This is a genomic window from Streptomyces sp. NPDC004327 (assembly GCF_042873935.1).
GTDB lineage: Bacteria > Actinomycetota > Actinomycetes > Streptomycetales > Streptomycetaceae > Streptomyces.
Genome location: NZ_JBIAME010000001.1, coordinates 687,203 through 706,904, shown reverse-complemented (window position 1 = coordinate 706,904; position 19,702 = coordinate 687,203). Strand labels below are relative to the sequence as shown.

The following is a 19,702-nucleotide window of genomic DNA, read 5'->3' as shown; positions in this document are numbered from 1 at the left end:
GGTGTTCACACGACGGCTTCCTGGCGGACCAGTTCGGTCACCATGCGCACCGCCTCGGGCACGGCTGCGGCGACCTGCGGGCTGAGGCCGATGCCCTCGTCGAGGCAGGCCGGTTCGCAGCCGACGACGAGGATCCGCCGTGGCGGCGCGGCCCCGGTTCCCGCGCACAGGGTGTCGAGCAGGGCGAGGACGGCGTCGGGCGTCATCCGGTGGCCGTCGAGCGGCGCGGGCTCCGGGCCGCGGTCGCCGGCCGATGCGTCGATCAGATAGAGCGTCCCCGGTGCACCGCCGCGGGCGGTGACGTCGACGAGGACGAGGGTGTCCCAGCCGTCGAGGAGTTCGTAGGCGAGGTGCACGCCCCGGACGCCGACGTCGGCCAGCTCGACGGAGGCGGGGAGTTCCTCGCGGCGGAGCCGGCGCAGGGTCTCCACGCCGAAGCCGTCGTCGCCGAGGAAGATGTTGCCCACCCCGGCCACGAGGGTGCGGGCCGTGCCGGGCGTCCGGGCCTCGGGGGCGGGGCCGTTCACGCGTCCTCCGTCGCTTCGATCTCGTCGGTCTTGAAGTAGAGGAACCGGCCCTGTTCGCGGCGGATGTCGGCGCCCGGGTCGTCCTCCACGGTCACCGCGACGTGGACCTCGCCGTCGACGTCGTGGAGGACCGCTTCGACGAGCGCGGTGCGCCCGTCGAGGAACAGGTCCTGGGCGTCCGTGCGGCGCAGCCGTGGGCGCAGGACGACCCTGTTGCCCGCGCGGACCTCTCGTCCGCCGACGAGGACGTGGTCGCTGCCCGGGTCGACGCCGGTGTCGCCGCCCGGATCCCACCAGGGGGTGTCCGGTTCGAGGATGTTCCCGGCGGGCTCCGGGGTCCCGGTGACGCTCCGGAGGCTGCGTACCGCTCCGTGCAGGCGTTCCAGGACTTCCGGTGGCATGGTGTCCGCCAGCTCGATCACCGCCGCCGCGCGGGCGTCGGTCCCTCTGGCCTCGCGCTTCTCCTCGTCGGTGAGGGCCGCCGTGCGCAGGGCGAGGATCTCGTCGATCTCGGTGGCGTCGTAGAGGGCGCCGGGGCTCTCGGGCGCGATGGCCGGGTGGTCCTCCAGGATGATCGGCGAGGAGAGCATCAGGTCGTCGCGGCCCGGTTCGCCGGCCAGGACGGGCCAGGTGTGCAGGTTGCGGCAGGCGGCGACGGCGCCCCTGGCCCATTCCGGCGGGTCGGTCATCGACAGGAACGAGCCGCCGTCGAGGCGGAGCAGCGTGTGGGTGGCGACGAGGGAGTACGGCAGCACGGCGTGGCGGTCGGTGTCCGGACCGGTGGTCCAGCCGCTGGTGTTCTCCACCGTGACCGAGAGGCGTTCGACGCGGTACGGGCCGTCGAGTTCCGCCGCCGTGATCCGCAGGGTGCCGCTGATCTCCTCACGGCGGCGGACGAGCCGGCCGAGAACGTCTCCGCCGGTGTCGGTGACCTGCTCCGTCTCCTCGGCTGCGGGGCGGGTGAAGGGCAGGGCGATGCCGTCGCCCCGCAGTTCGGCGACGGGGACGACGAGGGTGACGCGCTCCTCGACGCCCTCGTCCCAGGCCGTCAGGACCCGGTCGGCCAGCCGGAGTTCACCGGTCGGAGCGAAGGTGCCGTCCTCGCGCCGTTCCTCGGCGGTACGCCGCTGGGCGCGCAGGAAGCGGACCTCCACGGCGAGTTCGGCGCCGGACCTCGGCTCCATGAGGCACTCGGTGCGCTGGAGGTCGTGCTCCTGGGCGGTGGCGCTCCAGGACGGCGGCACCAGGACCCCGAACTGCCAGCGGAGCCGGTTCTTCGCGGCGGACGCACGGTACGGGTAGAGGACGTACCCCTCGAAGAGGACGGCGTCGGCGACGTGCCGGGCGACGGCGAACCGCGCCTCGGTGCCGGGGGTGAAGGCGACGGTGGTCATCGTGTCCTCTCCCCCGCCGCTTGGAGCAGGGAGTCGACGGTGGCCTGCCACGACGGGAGGGCACGGCGCGAGCGGTAGGCGAGCAGGGCGTCCATCGCGTCGCCCGGGAGCCGGATCCATCCGCAGCCGGGGAAGTGCTGGTCGATCATCTCGCGCCACACCTTCACGGGCATGCGGTGGAGGACCTCCTTGTCCCAGGGGACGGGCTCGACGTGGAAGCCGCCGGCGCCGGTGAAGGCGGTGCCGGAGAAGAGCAGGAGCAGCGGGACGTCTCCTTCGCGGAGCGCCCGGAAGTAGCGGGACGCGGCGATGTCGGTGTCGTAGGTGCACGGCACGACGAGGTCGGTCTCGATCGCGCCGGTGAAGCCGGGCACCATCACGGAGGCCTGGGCGAACTGGACGGGGTTGAGGCTGCTGCCCCACCGGGAGCGTTCGCCGAAGAGGTCGCCGAGGGCCGCGGCCTCGTCGTCGTCGTAGCCGCGCCGGGCGGGTTCGAGGCGGATCTGGCAGCGCAGGGCCATGGCGTGGACCCGGGTGCCGCCGGTGGCGGTGATCCGCAGCCGGAAGACGAGCGTGGGCCCGGCCGCGTGGGCGTCGGCGCGGACGCCGGTGCAGTCGAAGGAGAACTCGGTCACGGCCGGCTCCCCTGCGGCTCGCGGGCCAGGCCGCGGACGTGGGTGAACAGCTCGTCGAGGTCCGCCCGTGCCTCGGCGCCTCCGTCGAAGCCCTGCCAGTGCAGTCGCATGCGGCCCACCAGTTCGTAGCAGAGGTCGACCGGCACGAGGAAGCACTCGGTGCGGCCCTCGTGGCGGCGCAGCAGCAGGGCCTCGACGTCGGGTTCGAGGTGGGCGGCGAGCCGGGTGGCGTCGAGGACGGACCGCCAGGCCTCCTCGTCCGGTTCGCCCTCGGTGGCGCCGGCGGGGCTCGGGTAGAGCGCCACGGGCCGGTCGAGGGCGGAGTTGCGGAAGAGGAAGGCGACCGAGACCGGGATGCGCAGCGACTCCCAGACGCGGTCGTCGATCCGGTGGCCGGGGTCGGCGAGGACGCGGCCGGGGACCGCCCGGAACCGCCCTGGGGAGGCAGCGGAGCGGTCCATGAGCTGCGCACACGGGCCGCAGGCGCAGACCAGGGCCCGCTGGTCCGTGTCGACGAGATGCGGGTGGCGCTCCCCGGCCGGCAGCGGCGCGGCGCACAGTTCGCAGCGCTCCTCGCGGGGCGGGCGGGGCGTGGTGAAGCGGCGCAGGCCGGTGGGCGCGGGAGGCCGCACGGCGCTGTTCGGCGGCCCGTTCACAGGGCGGCCGGTGAGCGGCCGTCCGCGCCCGCGGGCGACGGACGGGTGCCGATCTGGAGCAGCGCCGGTTCACGCGGGGCGCGGCCCTCCAGCTCCACGCCGGTCACCTCGGGGGCGAAGCAGGCGAGGGCGTCCACGGCCGACTGCCGGACGGACTCCTGGGTGCCGGAGCAGCCGCAGCCGGTGGAGGCGGTGGCCCTCAGCCGCAGCACTCCGGTCACCGGGTCGAATCCGGCGTTCTCCAGGGGCTGCGGCAGGGTGGACAGGGCGCGGTCGATGCGGGTCTGCGCGTCCTCGGGGTGCAGGTCGTGCAGGTTGAGCAGGCTCGCGACGAGTTCGTCCGCGAGCAGCGGGTCCAGCGGGTCGGCGGGCGGGCGGGCGGCGGGGCGCCCGAGGAGCTCGACGACCCGGGCGATGCCGCTGCCGTAGAACTCCATGAGGACGCGTACGACTTCCTCCGCGGCCGCGCAGGCCTCGGCGTCGCCTTTCCCGGCCAGCCGGTCCAGGACCTCCTCGATCCGCCGGCCCGCCTGCTCGGCGGTGGCCGCGCTCATCCGGCCAGCCCGCTCAGGCCGGTGGGCACGTGCATCTGCTTCACGGTCCTGCCGTTGCCCGTGTACATGTGGACGCCGCACGGCAGGCAGGGGTCGAAGCTGCGCACGGCGCGCATGATGTCGATGCCCTTGAAGTTCTCGGGGGTGTTCTCCTCGAAGATCGGGGTGTTCTGCACCGCGTCCTCGTACGGGCCGGGGGTTCCGAACGTGTCGCGCGTGGAGGCGTTCCACGGCGTCGGCGGATAGGGGTGGTAGTTGGCGATCTTGCCGTCCCTGATGACCATGTGGTGCGAGAGGACACCGCGTACGGCCTCGGTGAAGCCGACACCGATGGACTCGTCCGGCACCTCGAACTTCTCCCAGGTCTGCGTGCGTCCGGCGCGGACCTCCTCCAGGCCCTTCTCGGCGCAGTGCAGCGCGACGGCGGCCGCGTACGCCTGGAAGTAGGTCCGGGCGCGGTTGCGCTCCAGGGCGTTGCTCCACTTCGGGATCTTCCACTCGAAGGTGGTCTCCGGCTTGGTCATCGTCCGGGGGAGGTTGATGACGACGCTGTGCCCGGTGGCCTTGAGGTAGCCGATGTCGACGAGGCCGGAGAGCGCGGTGGACCACAGGCGCGCGAGGGGGCCGCCGCCGGTGTCCAGCGCCAGGTGGTCCTTGCCGTCGAACCAGCGCGGGGACATGACCCAGCTGTACTTGTCGTCGAAGTTCCGCTTCTGCGGGGCGGGGATGGTGTGCTGGTTCCACGGGTGGCGCGGGTCGACCGGGTTGCCCAGCGGATCGTGGGTGACGAACTGCTCCTGGCCCTGCCAGTCCTCGTAGTACGAGCTGCCGAGCAGGATGCGGATGCCCAGGTTGATCTCGGTGAGGTCGTTGGTCACCAGCTTGCCGTCGACGACGACACCGGGGGTGACGAACATCCGCCGGCCCCAGTCGGTCATGTTGGCGTAGGTGAAGTCGCAGTGCTCGGGATCGTTGAGCGCACCCCAGCAGCCGAGCAGCACACGGCGGCGGCCGACCTCCTCGTAACCGGGCAGCGCCTCGTAGAAGAAGTCGAAGAGGTCATCGTGGAGCGGGACGACCCGCTTCATGAACTCCACGTAGCGCATGAGCCGGCTCATGTAGTCGGTGAACAGCTGCACGGAGGCGACCGTGCCGACACCGCCGGGATAGAGGGTGGAGGGGTGGACGTGCCGCCCCTCCATGAGACAGAACATCTCCCGGGTGTAGCGGCTGACCTGGAGCGCCTCGCGGTAGAACTCGCCTTCGAGGGGGTTGAGGGAGCGCATGATGTCCGCGATCGTGCGGTAGCCGTGCTCGGCGGCGTGCGGCGCCTCGGTGCGCTCGGCCAGCTCCAGGACGCCGGGGTTGGTCTCGCGGACCATCTTCTCGCAGTAGTCGACCCCGACCAGGTTCTCCTGGAAGATGTTGTGGTCGAACATGTACTCCGCGGACTCGCCGAGGTTGATGATCCACTCGCCGAGGTGCGGGGGCTTCACCCCGTACGCCATGTTCTGCGCGTACACGGAGCAGGTCGCGTGGTTGTCGCCGCAGATGCCGCAGATGCGGCTGGTGATGAAGTGCGCGTCGCGGGGGTCCTTGCCCCGCATGAAGACGCTGTAGCCGCGGAAGACGGAGGACGTGCTGTAGCACTCCGCGACGCGCTTCTGCTTGAAATCGATCTTCGTGTGGATGCCGAGACTGCCCACGATCCGGGTGATGGGGTCCCACGCCATCTCCACAAGGCCGGAGCCGTCACCCGTCGTCTTCGCCGGAGATGCCATGGTCGTTTCGGTGCCCTTCGTCAGCTCTTCGACTTCGCGAACAGTGGGATGGATGGGGGTCCTGCGGGGGTGGCGCGACGGCGTCACGGTCACCAGGGCGGCCGGTAGCCGGTGGTGATGCGCTCGCCGGTGTGCCGCCACTTCGGCTCCTGGTCCACGGTCCTGGCCGTGATGTTCCGCAGCCGGCGGATGACGGAGCCGTACACGCCGCTGGCGGTGCTGGAGACCTTGCCGCCGGGAGGTTCGTCCATGAACGGCATGAACTTGTCCGGGAATCCGGGCATCGTGCACGCGATGCAGATGCCGCCGACGTTCGGACAGCCGCCGACACCGTTGATCCAGCCGCGCTTGGGGACGTTGCACTTGACGACGGGGCCCCAGCAACCGAGCTTGACCAGGCACTTGGGCGAGTCGTACGTCGAGGCGAACTGACCCTGCTCGTAGTAGCCGGCCCGGTCGCAGCCCTCGTGCACGGTCGCCCCGAACAGCCAGGTCGGACGGAGCTTGTCGTCCAGCGGGATCATGGGCGCGGAGCCGACCGCCTGATAGAGCAGGTAGGTCAGCGTCTCCGCGAAGTTGTCCGGCTGGATGGGGCAGCCGGGCACGCACACGATGGGGATGCCGGCCTGCGAGGTCCAGTCCCAGCCGAGATAGTCCGGGAGGCCCATCGCGCCGGTCGGGTTCCCCGCCATGGCGTGGATTCCGCCGTACGTGGCGCAGGTGCCGATCGCGACCACCGCGAGGGCCTTGGGCGCCAGCCGGTCGACCCACTCGCTGGTGGTGATGGGCTGGCCGGTCTCCGGGTCGTCGCCGAAGCCGCTCCAGTAGCCCTCCTGCTTGATGGCCTCGTTCGGGATCGAGCCCTCGACGACCAGCACGAACGGGTCGATCTCGCCCCGTTCCCCCTTGAAGAACCACTCGATGAACGTGTCGGCGCCGCCCACCGGGCCGCACTCGAAGTCGATCAGTGGCCAGTGGACCGCGATCCTGGGCAGCCCCGGCAGCCCGGCGAGGGCGATTTCCTCGATGCTGGGCTGCATGGCGGCGGTCAGGGCCACCGAGTCACCGTCACAGCTCAGACCCGCGTTGATCCAGAGGATGTGGATCGGCTTCTCTTCGCTGCCGGGTGCGGCACCCTGGTCCTCGACCGGGGCCGGTTTCACTGCACTCATGGGTCGCCTCCTGAGGAGGGATGGGGCGAAGGCCTCGTGTCGGGCCTAGGTCTTGCCTAACAGTCGCCGGATCCGTCCGCGCCCGCACCTGGGCCGTTCGGGAGCGGCACCGGCCGAACCTCCTTCCGGACGAAGGCCCGGCGCAGTGCGTGATAGCTCGCGGCCGGATCGTCGAAGATCGACCGCATCCGGGAGAGCTCCCGCTCGCGGTGGGCCGCAAGGGGAGCGACGGACTCCCTGCGCTCGTGCTCCGCCTTCTTCGCCGCGACGCGCGGCTGGAGGCCGTCACGGGAGGCGAGGCGCACGGCCGTCCGGGTGACCTCGGCGGCGAACTCCCCCGGTCCGCAGTCGACGATCCGGTCGACCAGACCCATGCCGAGGGCTGCCGCCGCGGAGAGCGGCCCGGCCTCTTCGGTGAGGCGCGCGGCCAGGGCCTCGCCCACCTTGCCGGGCAGGGTGCGGGTCCAGTACTCCGATCCGTACAGGCCCATGCGCCGGTAGTGCGGATTGAGCACCGCTCCCGAACGGCACCAGACCTCGTCGGCGGCGAGGGCGAGCATCACCCCGCCGGCGGCGGCGTTGCCGCCGATCGCGCTCACGACGAGCCGGTCGGTCGTGGTGAGGACGGCCTCGACCAGGTCGTTCATGGCGTTGATGTTGGCCCAGGACTCGGCCGCGGGGTCGGCGGCGGCCTCGATGACGTTCAGATGGATGCCGTTGGAGAAGAAGTCGCGCTGCCCGCCGAGCACCAGGACGGAGGTGGGGCGCCCCCGGGCGGTCTCGTACGCGGCCAGCAGGCGGCGGCACTGGTCGGTGCTCATCGCCCCGCCGGGGAACGCGAAGGACAGCACGCCGACCGGTCCCTGCTCGCGGTAGCGGATGTCCGACCAGGTGCGCCGGCCCGGCGCCGGGTCGGCGGGTGCCGGCAGTTCGGGGAGGTCCGGCAGCCGGCCCGCGAGGGCCAGGGTGGCGGGGAGCTTGCAGGCACGCGGCCGGCCGGGGCCGGTGCGGGCGCGGAGTTCGGGGATCCACACCGCGCCGTCCACGGTGGCGCGGCAGACCGCGCCCGCCCGGGTGGCGAGCAGTGCGCCGGGCCGCCCGCGCAGACCGTCCTCCGGGTGGCCGCCGTGCAGGAACCACTCGGCGCCGAGCAGCCGGTCCGGTACGCCGGGCTGCGAGTCGGCGGCGCGCAGGGCGCGCAGAACGGTCTCGGTGGTGTCCTCGCCCCACGAGATCCGCCGCTCCTCCTGGCGCAGAGCGGGCCGGGCGCGGAACGCGCCGGTCTGCGGACGCGGTCGCGCTCCGGCGGCGACCCTCTCCACGGCCAGGAGCACGGCGGACAGGGCGGCGTCGGACAGCTCGCCCCGGTACAGATCGCTCTTGCCGACCTCCGGGACGCGGAAGGTCGCCGACGCCCAGACGTCGCCCGCGTCCATCTCGGCATCGGCCTGCAGGACGGTGACGCCCCATTCCTCGGCTCCGTCGAGGATCGCGTGGTCCAGCGAGGACGGGCCCCTGTCGCCCACGGGCCCCGGGTGCACGATCAGACAGCGGTGCGCGGTCCACACGTCGCGGGGCACGACGGCCTTCAGCATCGGAGCCACGACGAGATCGGGCGCGTGGCGCGCCACGGCCTCGCGCACGGCGGCCCCGTCGGGGGTGACCTCCACGGGAACGGTGTGCCCGCGGTCACGCAGCTCGACCAGGACACGCTGGGTGAGGCTGTTGAAGGCGCTGGCGACGAGCAGGATGCGCATGGACGGCCCTTCCGGGTGCCGGTGATCGGTGCGGCCCTCGGAACGGCGGTCCCGTCGACCGCATGTGATCATCGGACAGCGCGTGCGACGCGGCGGCGTGACGGAGCCCGCGCCTCACTCGTACGGGGCGGCCGTCCGGCCGGTTGGCGGCCTGGCGACCGGCCGGCCGGCGGTCCGGGAGGCGCGCCGAGGCATCCGCCTGCGTGCCCGCGCCCTCCGGCCGGCCGCCGAACGTCAGCGGCCGAGCGCGTTCTTGAGCTGCTGTTTGTTCATGGTGGACCGGCCCTCGATGTTCTTCTTCCTCGCCTCTTCGTAGAGCTGGTCCTTGGTGGGTCCCTGGGCTCCGCTGTGGGACCGCTGTCCCCCTCGCTCCGACGCGGACTTCGGGTCACGCAGGGAGGCCCGGCTGGCGGTCTTGGACTCACCGGCGCGGGCCCGCTCCTTGTTCACGGTGCGGGCCGCGATCTCCTCGGCCCGCTCCGTGGACTCCCCGCGCTTCTTCGCGGACTCCTTGATGTGCTCGTACTGGCGCTCCCTCTTGGGACTGGAGCCTCGGGGCATGGCGCACTCCTCACTCTGTGGGTGGTGACTGGTCATCTCCCATAGGGAAGCCTCCCGTTACGGAACGCAACCGCAGGGAGCCCGCAGGCGGCCCCGGGGCCCGCCGATCCCGGCCCTGGCGGGGCGGGGCGGCCGGTACGCAGGAGACCTGGTTTGTCCGGGCCTCAACCGGGAAGCCGCATATCTGGTCGAATCCGATCGAGTGATCTATCAGTCGAGGAGGGATCATGATCATTCTTGGTGTGATCCTGCTCATCGTTGGCCTGCTCACCGGCGTGGGCGTCCTGTGGACGATCGGAATCGTCCTCGTGGTGCTCGGGATCGTGCTGTGGGTTCTCGGCGCGGCCGGCCACGCCGTCGGCGGTCGTACCCACTACTGGTAGGAGGCGGACCTCCGGGCCGATCGCCAGGGCGGCCTCACGGCTGCCCGGTCACGGCAGCCGTGAGGCGCGGTCGGCCGGGTCGCGGGAAGCCACCCGAGCAGCCGTGATTCCCCCGGTCAGGACCACGCGGAGGTCCTGACCGGGGCGCGTGCCGCGCTCCGGGAAGAAGCCGGGAGCGCCGGCACCGATTCCGCTGCATTCGTACAACCATCCGCGCACTCGGTAGTCATGTAGGGCGAGTACGCCGCAGGCGTGTTCGTTTCGTTTCCAGGGGGGACCCACATGACTCACCGCATATCCCTGCGCGCCCGCGTGCTTCCTGCCGTGGCCGCCGCAGGGATGCTCGTGCCCGTCGTCGCGGGCGCGGCGCCCGCCTCCGCCGCCACCGCGCCGCAGGTCAGCTGCACGTCCGGCAAGGCCGGGCTGGCCGCCAAGCTGCAGAGGGACATCACCGCCGCCCTCGCCACGCGCGGCGGAACCGTCGCCGTCGGCCTGCGCGACCGCACCACGAACACCACGTGCACCCTGCGCGCCACGACCTCGTACGACTCGGCCAGCGTCGTGAAGGTGACCGTCCTCGCCACGCTGCTCTGGGACGCCAAGAAGACCAATCGGTACCTGACCTCGCGCGAGTCCACCCTCGCCACCGCCATGATCACCAAGTCCGACAACGCGGCCACCACGTCCCTGTGGAACCAGCTCGGCGTGACCAAGGTGAAGGGCTTCCTGGCGGCCGCCGGCATGACGCAGACGGTGCCGGGGTCGGGCGGCTACTGGGGGCTCACCCGGATCAACGTGACCGACGAGCAGCGGCTGCTCTCGCTGATCACCGCCAGGAACAACGTCCTGAGCGACAACTCCCGCGCCTACATCTCCAAGCTCATGGGGCAGGTCATCACCTCGCAGCGGTGGGGAACCCCGGCCGGCGCGCCCTCCTCCGTGTCCGTGCACGTGAAGAACGGCTGGCTGCAGCGCGCCACGCGCGGCTGGCGCGTGCACAGCATCGGCACGTTCCAGGGCGGCGGCCACGACTACACCGTCTCCGTGCTCACCGACGGCAACAGCACCATGAACTACGGCGTGACCACCATCCAGGCCGTGGCCAAGGTCATCCACCGGGACCTGTTCCCGACCGCACCGGCCGCGACCCTCTACGCGCCGACCACCACGCCCAAGGAGGCGTTCGTCGCGGTGCCCCAGGGCTGATGTCCTGACCACGGCAAAGGGCGCCTGACCCGGGATCCCCCGGCAGACGCCTCGTCAGGGCGGAGGCAGCGGGCCGTCGCGGAGCGACAGCCCCCCTCCGCCCTCGGCACCCGGGTCGGTTACGCCAGGTTCTTCTCCATGGCTGCGACGTAGTTCCTGATGGGGTGGTCACGCAGGGCTCGGCGCCGCGGATCCCTCGTCACCCGGACGGACCGGGGCCGCCGACGGGCGGGGCTTCGGCGCGGCCCCGGATGCGCCGATGAGTTCTCCGGGCCCGGGCGGTCTGCCCAGGGACACGACCGTTCTCGTCAGGAGTGCCATGTCCACCATCCAGCCCGTGATCCTCACCGCCGATCTGGACGTCCTGCTCGGCTTCTACAAGGAACTGTTCGGCGCCGAGGAGGTCTTCCGGGTGCCGGAGGAGGGGCCGGCCTTCTACCTCGGCCTGCGGATCGGCGACAGCGACCTCGGGCTGGTGGCCAAGGCCGACCCGGGGACCGGGGCGGCGCCCCGGATCCTGCTGAGCATCGGGGTCGGCGACGTCGACGAGACGCTCGGCCGGGTGACGGCGCTGGGCGGATCGGTCGGCGGCGGTCCCACAGACATGCCGTGGGGACAGCGCGTCGCCCACGTCCAGGACCCCGACGGCAACCCGATCAACCTCACCCAGCCGGTCCGGGCGCCGTGACGCGGCGTCGCGTCCCCCGCGCGCGAGCGCCGGATCAGCGCGGCAGCGGCGCGAGTACGCCGGTGGGGTCGAGGCGGTGCCGGAGCGCTTGCAGGCGGGGCAGGTTGCCGCCGTAGGCCGCCCGTGCCTCGGCCTCGTACTCCGGGAGGTCCGGGCGCAGTTCGACGCTGTAGACCCCGACCGTGTGCGCGGCCAGTGCCCGGAGCGTGTCGCGGACCCACGCCCTCGATGCCTCGTCGTCGGCGGCGTCGTCCCAGATGGCGTTGAGCGGGATGCTCCACTGCGCGGTCCTGCCCCAGAACGCGGTGGCGGTGTCGGCGACATCGGCCAGTGCCCCGCCGGTGTGCTGGAAGTCGATCCGGCAGGCCCGCGTGGGTGCGGCGCGGATCCGCTCCGCGAGGGCGTCGGCGGCGGTGGCGTCGAGGGTGGGGCCGGTGAAGACCGCCTTGCCGAAGAACGAACCACGCGGACCGTCCCCGGGCCGGGGCATCCGGAGCGGTGCGGGCTCGCGTCCGCCGGCGGCGGGAGGGGCGAATTCGGGCAGTCCGGCCGGATAGCGGCCGGAGGTCTCCGAGCGGTGCAGCGGCGAGGAGCCCGAGGCCGCGACGACGGCGGAGGCCGCCGCCCTGGCCCGCCCGACGGCGCTGTCGTCGCCGCTCGCGCACACGGTGCAGAGGAAGAGGACCGGCTCGTCCGGCGAGAGCGAGGTGTAGCCGAGTACCGCGCTCATGCTGGTGTCGCGCGGGAGCTCGGGAGCCACCCGGAAATAGGTCGCGAGCGCGTCCGTTCCCACCACCGCCCGGTCCACCCGGACCGGGCCCGTCCCATGGGTGCGGAACGTCGCGGAGGTGACCACGCCGACATGGGGCGCGGCGCCCCGGACGGCCCACCACAGCTCGGCTTCCTCACCGGTGCTCCGCTCCGTGAGGCGGACGATGTCTCCGGAGGGGAGCACGAGTTCGGCCCCCACGAGGTGGTCGAGGGTGAGCCCCCGGGACCTGGTCAGATGGCCGATGCCCCCGCGGGTGGCCATCCCCAGGCCGGTGTGGCCGACGACGCCGACCGGCACGGCACGGCCCGCCGGGGCGACGGCCCGGTGCAGGGTGGCCATGGTCGCTCCACCGCCGACGGTCACCCGGTCCGCTGCCGGGCGGGCCTCGTCCAGGTGCTGGGAGAGGTCCACCATGACGGCGCCGTCGGCGACGCAGTCCGAGCCGAGGCCGCCGCCGCGCACGGTCACCCTGGTTCCCGTCGCCGTCGCGGCCCTCAGGACGGTCGCGACGTCCTTCGCCGAACGGGGCACCACGACGCAGGCCGGCCGGCGGCGGGCGGCCTCGGGAAAGAAGATCCTCGCCAGAGCGTCCTCGTACGCGTCGGTTCCGGGCGCGTGCACCGGTGATCCGAGTGCGGATCGCAGGCGCCCGGCGATGTCGGCCGATGGACGGCCGATCGGTGAGCTGGCCGCGCGGGGAGTGTCGTCGCTGGTCACGGTGGCTCCGGTTCCCGGTGACGGGTTTCGGGCGGAGCGCCTTCGGTTGTCCCTGACGGATGAGGAAACGACGTGGGGAGGCTAGACGAGTCGGCGGCCGCGCGCAAGGAAGTCGGGCCCGTATTCTCGCACTTGACTGTACGTCAGGCATGGTCGACGCGCTCGCGGACGCGGCTTGGTCGGCGATCGGGCGCACGCGTCCGCATCCGGTCCCGGCCCACGGCGCCTGCCTGGAACGCATGGCGGTGCGGTCCCGCTGAGGTCCCCGCCGGAAAGGTCGGGAGCGGGGAGCCGTGCGACGGTGGATCCAGGACCGGGCCGAGCACCGGGGACGGAGGCGAGCGACGATGACGACGAGCGGGCCGGGCGGAGAGGTGCCGCCGATCCCCCATGGGCGCGGCGGTGGCCGGCGCGCCGGCGCCGCGTCGACGTTCGTCGACCGCGTACGTCCGGACGGCGCCGTGGTCCGGTGGGAGGCGCGCCACTACCGCAAGCACCGGCGGCCGGCCGCCGGGTCGACCTGGTGGGCGCCCGGGGCCCGCGGCTGGTGGATCGCCGTCCTGTTCGCCGTCGGGTCGCTGCTGTTCGCCGCCGGATCGCTGCCCGGCTACACCGAGGCGGTCGGCGCGCGCGGGGACACGGTCACGTATTTCGTGGGATCGCTGTTCTTCACCACGGCGTCCTTCCTGTGCTACCGCGAGGCCGTCGACGCCGGCCCCCGGGCGCTCGACCCGAGGTGCCGGCGGGTCCTCGTCTTCCAGCCGCGGCGGATCGACTGGTGGGCCACCGCGATCCAGCTGGCCGGCACCCTGTACTTCAACGTGAGCACCGGCGTCGCCATGGGGAGCAACGTCTCCGCGACCACCGCCCACCAGCACGTCTGGCGCCCCGACGCGATCGGCTCGGTGTGCTTCCTCGTCGCGAGCCTCCTCGCCTGGTACGAGACCTGTCACGGCTGGGCCGCGTGGCGGCCGGCGTCATGGGACTGGTGGATCACGCTGGCCAACCTCGTCGGCTCGGTCGCCTTCGGCTTCTCCGCCGTGGCCGGGTACATCGATCCGGTCACCGGCCAGGTGCTCGACGCCACGGGAGCCGACTCGGCGACCCTGATCGGCGCGCTCTGCTTCCTCGCCGGCGCCGTGCTCCTCCTCCCCGAGCGCACGGCGAAGGCCCTGGACGAGGCGGCCTCGAAGGCCGCCGGCTCCCTCACCCCGGAGTGACGCGCCCGACCGATGCGCCCGGGTGACGCGCTGGAGCAAGACACCAGACCAGTGAAATCGCGCGCATACGATCTTTCACGCGATCTCATTTCCCATCCGCTTCGTCGTAATGTTGCAGGTTCTGTCAGATTCCCTCTCTGATGGAATCTTTGTCCGGTTGGCTGATAGACATTTCCACGTCGGCGTCACACTTCGGGCGTCCGTGCGAAATTCGCTGTGCGGAAACCGTTTCAGGCGTGGAAAGGGCGGGCTTTGCTGGATACGCGCCATTGCCTTCACCGTGCCGGACACCGACTGCTCTACCTCGCCCTGGCCCAGTGCCGGGCGGCGCGTTCCACCCTCGTGCTGAGGGTGCACGGCCGGCCCGGCGGAGTGTTCCACCTCCGGCAGGGCCAGGTGATCGCGGTCGAGACGCCCGGAGCACCGGGCGTGGAGGCGCTCCTGCTGCGCTCCGGGCGGGTCAGCGCGGCGGACTGGGCGACGTCGTCGCCGGCCGGGACGAGCGCGCCGGGCCACCAGCTCGTGGCGTCGGGGCACATCGGCGCGGCCGAACTGCAGGTGCTCACGGTGATGGCCCTGCAGGACGCGGTCTTCGCCGTCGTCGCGGGAGACACCGCCGAGTGCGTCGCCGTCTCGCGGAGCGTGCCGCCGCGCTCCGCCGCGCGGGGGGAGGATCCGCTGGGGCTCCTGGACAGCGCGGCCCGGAAGCTCGCCGGGCTCGCCGCGCTGCCGCAGGCCGTTCTCCCCGATCGCGAACGGGTCGTCGCCGGCCGCGGTGTCGTGGGGCCGTCCGAGCACCTGGCCCCGCGGCGCGGGGAGATCCTCTTCCACGCCAACGGCCGGCGTACCGCGCGCGACATCGCCTTCGTGCTGGGCCGAGGCGTCTACCACGTCACCGTGGAGATCTCCCGGATGCTCGGCGAAGGACTCCTGGAGCGGGCGGGCCGGGGCGAGGTGCTCGGCCACGCGGAGAGCCCGTGGTCGGTCCGGTCGCTCGAACCCCGGCGCGCGGCCCCCGGCCCGGACGGCGCGGGCGCCCTCGCGGACCTGCCGCGCCGCGTCCCCGGGGGCAGCGGTTTCACGACGAGGACTCTCCTCGCGGACGCGTCCGCGAGGGATCGAAGGGGCCCCGGACACGGGGCCGTACCCGGGCGGTGCGTCACGGAGCCACCGGCTCACGGCGCTCGGGGAATCCAGGAACCTGCGCGAAGGGACACGTGAATGGACCATGAGGCATTGACCGCGGAGATGAGAGGGCTCCGCGATCAGATACCGGGAATCACCGACACGGCCCTCGCGGCCGTCGACGGGATCCTCATCGCCGCCGACACGGAGGACGGCATCGAACCGAACGGCCTCGCCGCCCTCGCCGCCGCGGGCCTCGGCATCGCGCGCCGCACCGCCGGCGCGACCGGCCGCGGGACGCTGCGCCGGACCGTCGCGTACGGCAGCACCGGCTGCGCGGCGGTCTACGCCGTGGCCGACACCGCGCTGATGGTCGTCCTCGGTGACGAAGGGCTGGACCTCGACCGGCTCCACCTGGAATCGCAGCCGGTCCTCAAACGCGTGGAAGCCCTCCTGTCCGGCGGAAAGTGACGACTGACGACTATGGTGACGAAAACGATGACGCAGGGATTCTCGGACGCGATCCTCGGACTGGTGAAGGAACTGCGCTCCGAGGCCCCTGACTGCCTCGCGGCCGGCGTGGTCGACATGGGCACCGGCATGCTCCTCTCCTACGAGACCGTCGACAGCCACCCGCCGGAGGTCCTTGACCTGCTCGCGGGAGCCACGCTCGACCTGTTCCAGGGCCGCACCGTGGTGTTGATCGAGGACGTGTTCAAGGAACGCCGCGGTGTCGAGAACGACCAGCACTACTTCCAGGAGATCCTCGTCAACAGTGCCAACCTGACGCATCTGTTCATCCGGATGACCCAGAGCCAGGACGTCGTCGCGGTCGTCGTCTGCCGCAAGTCGGTGAACGTCGGCATGCTCTTCGCCCAGGCCCGGCGCGTGGTCAAGGCGTCCGGGCTCTGACGGCGTGCCGGTTCCGGCGGGCGCGACTCGCCGGAACCGGCACGGGCCGGGCGTCAGGGCCCGGCGTCGGCGGCCGGTGTCAGTGGCGGGCGTCCGCGCGGGGGCGTTCCAGGATGAAGGTGTCCACCGGCGTCAGCTCTCCGTAGGGGCCGTCGAAGGTGTAGTACGTGACGTGCATCCGGGTGCGCCCGGAGCCGCGGGTGCCCGGGTCGACGTCGAAGGCGCAGAAGCCGTGCCGGTGGACGCGGTCCTGGACGGCGCGCCAGGGGGCGTCCTCGGTGACGTAGACGGGCTTGCGGTGGCGGCCCTCGGGCACCTTGCCGACGTCGACGACGACACGGCCCTTGGGTTCCTCGAACAGGTCGTCCTGGGTGGTGGCGAAGTTCCCGCCGCCGCCGATGATCATGTGCACGGTGCCCTGGGCGGTGTCGGCGACATCGGTCCTGGTGGAGACCGGGACCGGGGTGCGGACGTCGTTCGGCAGGGTGCCGCGGACCGGCAGCGAGCGCTCGTAGTAGTGCTCGTGGCCGCACAGCACCAGGTCGACGCCGTACGCGTCGAAGAGCGGTCCCCATGCCTCGCGCACGCCGAGGTCGCTGCCGCCGCTGCGGTGGCTGGAGATCATCGGGTGATGCATGAAGACGACGATCCAGTCGATGCCGGCACTCGCCCGCGCGGCCTTCAACTCCCGTTCCAGCCAGCGCCGTTGCGCGCCGTCGGAGAATCCGCGCACATACAGCTCGCCGCTGTCCACGAGCGCCACGTCGTCGTTGGCCAGGCTGATGAAGCGGACGGCGCCGACGGTGAAGGCGTACCAGAGGCCGTCGGTGTCGGGGTCGGTGGCGGTCGCGGCGCCCGGCAGGGTGAAGTAGGTCTGGTAGCCGGTGACGCCCAGGGGGCCGTTGCCCTTCTCGGTCTCGCCGTTGCCGACGCAGGGCATCCAGGGCCGCAGCCGCGCCGAGCGGCTGTTGTTGATGAACCAGTCGGCCCAGGTCGCGACCCGGTCCTCGCCGATGGCGCCGGCCACGCCCGCGTAGCAGAGGTCGCCGTTGATCAGGTTGAAGAGCGGCCCGACCCGTTCCACCGCGGCCACGATGTCGGCGGACGCCTCGGTGCCGCCCTGGGTGCTGGTGTAGAGCGGGAAGTGGCCGAGCGGCGGCGGGGTGTTCTCCGTGGGCCAGGTGAGGGTCCGGCGCAGGTTGGGCGTGCCCTGGTCGCCGAAGCTGGTGAAGGTGAACGCGGCACGGCCGCGCGGCGCGGTGGTGAACGAGCCGGTCTCCGGCGCGGTGCCGTCGTGCCCGGCCGAGTACAGGTAGGTGGTGTCCGGCCGCAGCCCGGTGACGCGGGCGTGGTGGACGTACACCTCCTGCTGGGAGAACCCGTCGCGGTAGGTCCGGGTCTCGGCGTCGACCACCCGCCCGGTGCCGCCGTCGGGCGACGCGAGGCGCACCCGCGGGCGCCGGACGGACTGGGGGCTGATCCAGGAGACGGTCATCTCGGTGGCGGGGTCGGTGCCGAACTGGAGGTGCAGCCCGGCGACGCCCGGCGCTCCGATGCTGCCGGGTGTGCGCTGCAGCAGCGGCGAGGCCGCGGCGGCCGGCCGCTCGGCGGCCTCGGCGCTTCCCGCGCTCCCGACGGCGGCGGCCGCCGCGCCGGCCGTCGAGCCGGCGAGTAAGAGTCTGCGTGGAATCGACATGGAAAGTCCTTCTCTCTACGGAAATTGATCGTGTGAACCCTAGGATTCGATCGATTGTCCGGGCGTCGACGCGGAACACTCTTGAACGAAAGTTTCCGCTCCTCCGCTCCCCCAGGGCCCCCGACCCGATCCGCCGGCGGCCCGAGTGGCACCTTTTCCCGGGCCTTGGGAGCATGGCCCGGGAGGACAGCCATGACTCCTGACCCACACGACGACTCCCCGTCCGACCCGTCGGACAGCCCTCCCGGGCCCGCGGACACGGGGACCGGCGACGCCGAGCCGGCCCCGGAGGCCGGGAGGCGCCGTCGGTCGCTCCGTCTCACGGTGCCCGGCTGCTGGGGCGCGCTCCTGCTCGCCTGCCTGTCCTTCACGCCCTCGCTGCTTCCGCGCGGCGGTGTCCTGCAGGGGCTGATCGCCGGCATCAGCGCGGCCATCGGATACGGGCTCGGCGTGATCGCGGCCTATGTGTGGCGCGCGTTCGCCGACCGCGAGGCGCGGAGCCCGTCCCGCAGGACGTGGCAGGTGCTCATCATCGGCGCGATCGTCCTGTTCGGGGTGTCGTTCGGGCTCGGCCAGTACTGGCAGCACGAGATCCGCCAGCTCATGGGAGTCACCGAGTACAGCGTCCCCGCGACGGTGGCCTGCCCGTTCGTGGCCGCGCTCGTCTTCCTGCTGCTGTTGCTGGCGGGCCGGGGACTGCGGCGTCTGTACCGGTGGGTGGCCCGGCGGCTGCGCCGCTGGGTGGGCCCGCGCGCCGCCCGGGCCGTCGGCTGGATCGTGGTGGCGGGCCTGGCGTGGGCCGTCGTCAGCGGCGTGCTGCTGTCCGGACTCGTGAACGGGGCCAACCAGGCGTTCTCGGTACGGGACAAGGAGACGCCCGAAGGCGTGCACCAGCCCACGTCCCCGCTGCGCTCCGGCGGGCCGGGCTCGCTGGTGCCGTGGGACTCGCTGGGCCGGGAGGGCCGGGCGTTCACCGGCAAGGGCCCGACGGCCGCCGACATCGGCGCGCTCACCCACCGCCCGGCGCGCGAGCCGGTACGGGCGTACGCCGGACTCGCCACGACCGACGACACGGAGGCCCGTGCCCAGCGCGCCGTCGCGGACCTCGAGCGGGCCGGCGGTTTCGAGCGCGCCAACCTGCTCGTGGTGACGACCACGGGCAGCGGCTGGGTCGACCCGGCCGCGGTGGACTCGTTCGAGTACCTCGGCAACGGCGACTCGGCCACCGTGGCGATGCAGTACTCGTACCTGCCGTCGTGGCTGTCCTATCTCGTGGACCAGTCCAAGGCGCGCGCGGCCGGCCGCGACCTCTTCGACGCCGTCTACGACGTCTGGTCCCAGCTGCCCCAGGACCGCCGGCCCCGGCTGTTCGTGGCGGGCGAGAGCCTCGGGTCGTTCGGCGGCGAGACGGCGTTCAGCGGCGAGGCCGACCTGCGCATCCGCACCGCCGGCACGCTGTTCGCCGGTCCGCCGAACTTCAACGCCCTGTTCCGCGATTTCAGCGACCACCGCGACCCGGGCAGTCCGGAGATCGAGCCCGTCTACAAGGACGGCCGGACCGTACGGTTCACCGACGACCCGGCCGCCGGGATCCCGCCGAAGGACGCGCCGTGGAACGGCACCAGGGTGCTGTACCTGATGCACCCGTCCGACCCGATCGTGTGGTGGAGCCCGGACCTGGCGTTCACCGAGCCCGACTGGATCGGCGAGGCGCCCGGCCGCGACGTGCTCGACACCATGGTCTGGATCCCCTTCGTGACCTTCTGGCAGGTCACCGCCGACCTGCCGTTCTCCACCGGGGTGCCGGACGGCCACGGCCACCGGTACAAGGCGGCCTACGTCGACGGCTGGAACACCGTCATGCGGCCGTCGGGCTTCACCCCGCAGGACCTGGACCGGCTGCGCGCCGTCGTCGAGGCGAACGGCTGAGCCGGTGGGCGCGGGAC

Annotated in this window: 19 protein-coding genes; 8 read left to right on the top strand and 11 right to left on the bottom strand. The window is 72.4% G+C overall.

Annotation, left to right across the window (positions count from 1 at the left end):
* Positions 1–5 precede the first annotated feature (5 nt).
* The 9 genes from ACFYU9_RS03075 to ACFYU9_RS03035 form a co-directional block, all read right to left on the bottom strand.
* Positions 6–527 carry a hydrogenase maturation protease gene (locus tag ACFYU9_RS03075; protein WP_389217802.1) on the bottom strand — a complete coding sequence of 174 codons (522 nt, stop codon included), beginning with the start codon at positions 525–527 and terminating at the stop codon, positions 6–8.
* Positions 524–1,921: a hypothetical protein gene (locus ACFYU9_RS03070; RefSeq protein ID WP_389341802.1), complete on the bottom strand. Its 1,398-nt coding sequence runs from the start codon at positions 1,919–1,921 to the stop codon at positions 524–526. The genes ACFYU9_RS03075 and ACFYU9_RS03070 overlap by 4 nt, the downstream gene beginning before the upstream one ends.
* A complete protein-coding gene (locus tag ACFYU9_RS03065; RefSeq protein WP_389341799.1) occupies positions 1,918–2,556 on the bottom strand; it encodes a DUF6084 family protein in 639 nt (212 codons plus the stop codon). Before ACFYU9_RS03065 ends, ACFYU9_RS03070 begins: the two co-directional genes overlap by 4 nt.
* Positions 2,553–3,212, bottom strand: a complete 660-nt coding sequence (locus tag ACFYU9_RS03060) for a DUF5947 family protein (RefSeq protein WP_389341796.1) — start codon at positions 3,210–3,212, stop codon at positions 2,553–2,555. Before ACFYU9_RS03060 ends, ACFYU9_RS03065 begins: the two co-directional genes overlap by 4 nt.
* A complete protein-coding gene (locus ACFYU9_RS03055; protein WP_389341793.1) occupies positions 3,209–3,766 on the bottom strand; it encodes a hypothetical protein in 558 nt (185 codons plus the stop codon). The genes ACFYU9_RS03060 and ACFYU9_RS03055 overlap by 4 nt, the downstream gene beginning before the upstream one ends.
* Entirely contained in the window at positions 3,763–5,547 is a 1,785-nt protein-coding gene (locus ACFYU9_RS03050) for a nickel-dependent hydrogenase large subunit (protein ID WP_389217788.1), read from the bottom strand. The genes ACFYU9_RS03055 and ACFYU9_RS03050 overlap by 4 nt, the downstream gene beginning before the upstream one ends.
* Before the next feature lie 89 nt (positions 5,548–5,636).
* Entirely contained in the window at positions 5,637–6,719 is a 1,083-nt protein-coding gene (locus ACFYU9_RS03045) for a hydrogenase expression protein HypE (protein ID WP_389217785.1), read from the bottom strand.
* Positions 6,720–6,775: 56 nt separating this feature from the next.
* The gene (locus ACFYU9_RS03040; protein WP_389217782.1) at positions 6,776–8,476 is read right to left on the bottom strand and encodes a hydrogenase maturation protein; all 1,701 of its coding nucleotides are present in this window, start codon (positions 8,474–8,476) and stop codon (positions 6,776–6,778) included.
* Between the two features lie 234 nt (positions 8,477–8,710).
* Positions 8,711–9,037, bottom strand: a complete 327-nt coding sequence (locus tag ACFYU9_RS03035) for a plasmid stabilization protein (protein WP_389217779.1) — start codon at positions 9,035–9,037, stop codon at positions 8,711–8,713.
* Between the two features lie 227 nt (positions 9,038–9,264).
* Here ACFYU9_RS03035 and ACFYU9_RS03030 point away from each other — a divergent pair, with 227 nt between their 5' ends.
* From ACFYU9_RS03030 to ACFYU9_RS03020, 3 genes are all read left to right on the top strand, one after another.
* Positions 9,265–9,420, top strand: coding sequence for a hypothetical protein (locus tag ACFYU9_RS03030; protein WP_389217776.1), 156 nt, complete (start codon positions 9,265–9,267; stop codon positions 9,418–9,420).
* Positions 9,421–9,702: 282 nt separating this feature from the next.
* The gene (locus tag ACFYU9_RS03025) at positions 9,703–10,626 is read left to right on the top strand and encodes a serine hydrolase (RefSeq protein WP_389217774.1); all 924 of its coding nucleotides are present in this window, start codon (positions 9,703–9,705) and stop codon (positions 10,624–10,626) included.
* 319 nt (positions 10,627–10,945) lie between these two features.
* On the top strand, positions 10,946–11,314 hold the full coding sequence (locus tag ACFYU9_RS03020; protein WP_389341790.1) for a VOC family protein: 369 nt from the start codon (positions 10,946–10,948) through the stop codon (positions 11,312–11,314).
* 34 nt (positions 11,315–11,348) lie between these two features.
* On the opposite strand, the gene ACFYU9_RS03015 is transcribed toward ACFYU9_RS03020, so the two are convergent.
* The gene (locus ACFYU9_RS03015; RefSeq protein WP_389341787.1) at positions 11,349–12,707 is read right to left on the bottom strand and encodes an FAD-binding oxidoreductase; all 1,359 of its coding nucleotides are present in this window, start codon (positions 12,705–12,707) and stop codon (positions 11,349–11,351) included.
* A 443-nt stretch (positions 12,708–13,150) separates the two neighbouring features.
* Between ACFYU9_RS03015 and ACFYU9_RS03010 the strand changes: the two genes are divergently transcribed.
* The 4 genes from ACFYU9_RS03010 to ACFYU9_RS02995 all read left to right on the top strand — a co-directional run bounded on the left by ACFYU9_RS03010 (position 13,151) and on the right by ACFYU9_RS02995 (position 16,060).
* Positions 13,151–14,023, top strand: a complete 873-nt coding sequence (locus ACFYU9_RS03010; protein WP_389341785.1) for a hypothetical protein — start codon at positions 13,151–13,153, stop codon at positions 14,021–14,023.
* Between the two features lie 252 nt (positions 14,024–14,275).
* On the top strand, positions 14,276–15,244 hold the full coding sequence (locus ACFYU9_RS03005) for a MarR family transcriptional regulator (RefSeq protein WP_389341782.1): 969 nt from the start codon (positions 14,276–14,278) through the stop codon (positions 15,242–15,244).
* The gene (locus ACFYU9_RS03000) at positions 15,245–15,619 is read left to right on the top strand and encodes a roadblock/LC7 domain-containing protein (protein ID WP_389210344.1); all 375 of its coding nucleotides are present in this window, start codon (positions 15,245–15,247) and stop codon (positions 15,617–15,619) included. It abuts the gene before it with no gap.
* A gap of 27 nt (positions 15,620–15,646) precedes the next feature.
* Positions 15,647–16,060: a hypothetical protein gene (locus ACFYU9_RS02995; RefSeq protein ID WP_389210342.1), complete on the top strand. Its 414-nt coding sequence runs from the start codon at positions 15,647–15,649 to the stop codon at positions 16,058–16,060.
* A 79-nt stretch (positions 16,061–16,139) separates the two neighbouring features.
* Here ACFYU9_RS02995 and ACFYU9_RS02990 read toward each other — a convergent pair whose 3' ends face one another.
* On the bottom strand, positions 16,140–17,756 hold the full coding sequence (locus ACFYU9_RS02990) for a purple acid phosphatase family protein (RefSeq protein ID WP_389210340.1): 1,617 nt from the start codon (positions 17,754–17,756) through the stop codon (positions 16,140–16,142).
* Positions 17,757–17,948: 192 nt separating this feature from the next.
* Here ACFYU9_RS02990 and ACFYU9_RS02985 point away from each other — a divergent pair, with 192 nt between their 5' ends.
* Positions 17,949–19,685 (top strand): alpha/beta hydrolase, encoded by a 1,737-nt coding sequence (locus ACFYU9_RS02985; RefSeq protein ID WP_389341780.1) that lies wholly within the window; start codon positions 17,949–17,951, stop codon positions 19,683–19,685.
* The last annotated feature ends 17 nt before the right edge of the window (positions 19,686–19,702 follow it).

Bases quoted from the DNA above. Each gene is read 5' to 3' on its own strand.
- ACFYU9_RS03020 (WP_389341790.1), top strand. From the start codon at position 10,946: ATGTCCACCATCCAGCCCGTGATCCTCACCGCCGATCTGGACGTCCTG.
- ACFYU9_RS03050 (WP_389217788.1), bottom strand. From the start codon at position 5,547: ATGGCATCTCCGGCGAAGACGACGGGTGACGGCTCCGGCCTTGTGGAG.
- ACFYU9_RS03070 (WP_389341802.1), bottom strand. From the start codon at position 1,921: ATGACCACCGTCGCCTTCACCCCCGGCACCGAGGCGCGGTTCGCCGTC.
- ACFYU9_RS03040 (WP_389217782.1), bottom strand. From the start codon at position 8,476: ATGCGCATCCTGCTCGTCGCCAGCGCCTTCAACAGCCTCACCCAGCGT.
- ACFYU9_RS03045 (WP_389217785.1), bottom strand. From the start codon at position 6,719: ATGAGTGCAGTGAAACCGGCCCCGGTCGAGGACCAGGGTGCCGCACCC.
- ACFYU9_RS03010 (WP_389341785.1), top strand. From the start codon at position 13,151: ATGACGACGAGCGGGCCGGGCGGAGAGGTGCCGCCGATCCCCCATGGG.
- ACFYU9_RS02990 (WP_389210340.1), bottom strand. From the start codon at position 17,756: ATGTCGATTCCACGCAGACTCTTACTCGCCGGCTCGACGGCCGGCGCG.
- ACFYU9_RS03030 (WP_389217776.1), top strand. From the start codon at position 9,265: ATGATCATTCTTGGTGTGATCCTGCTCATCGTTGGCCTGCTCACCGGC.
- ACFYU9_RS02985 (WP_389341780.1), top strand. From the start codon at position 17,949: ATGACTCCTGACCCACACGACGACTCCCCGTCCGACCCGTCGGACAGC.
- ACFYU9_RS03025 (WP_389217774.1), top strand. From the start codon at position 9,703: ATGACTCACCGCATATCCCTGCGCGCCCGCGTGCTTCCTGCCGTGGCC.
- ACFYU9_RS03055 (WP_389341793.1), bottom strand. From the start codon at position 3,766: ATGAGCGCGGCCACCGCCGAGCAGGCGGGCCGGCGGATCGAGGAGGTC.
- ACFYU9_RS03035 (WP_389217779.1), bottom strand. From the start codon at position 9,037: ATGCCCCGAGGCTCCAGTCCCAAGAGGGAGCGCCAGTACGAGCACATC.
- ACFYU9_RS02995 (WP_389210342.1), top strand. From the start codon at position 15,647: ATGACGCAGGGATTCTCGGACGCGATCCTCGGACTGGTGAAGGAACTG.
- ACFYU9_RS03000 (WP_389210344.1), top strand. From the start codon at position 15,245: ATGGACCATGAGGCATTGACCGCGGAGATGAGAGGGCTCCGCGATCAG.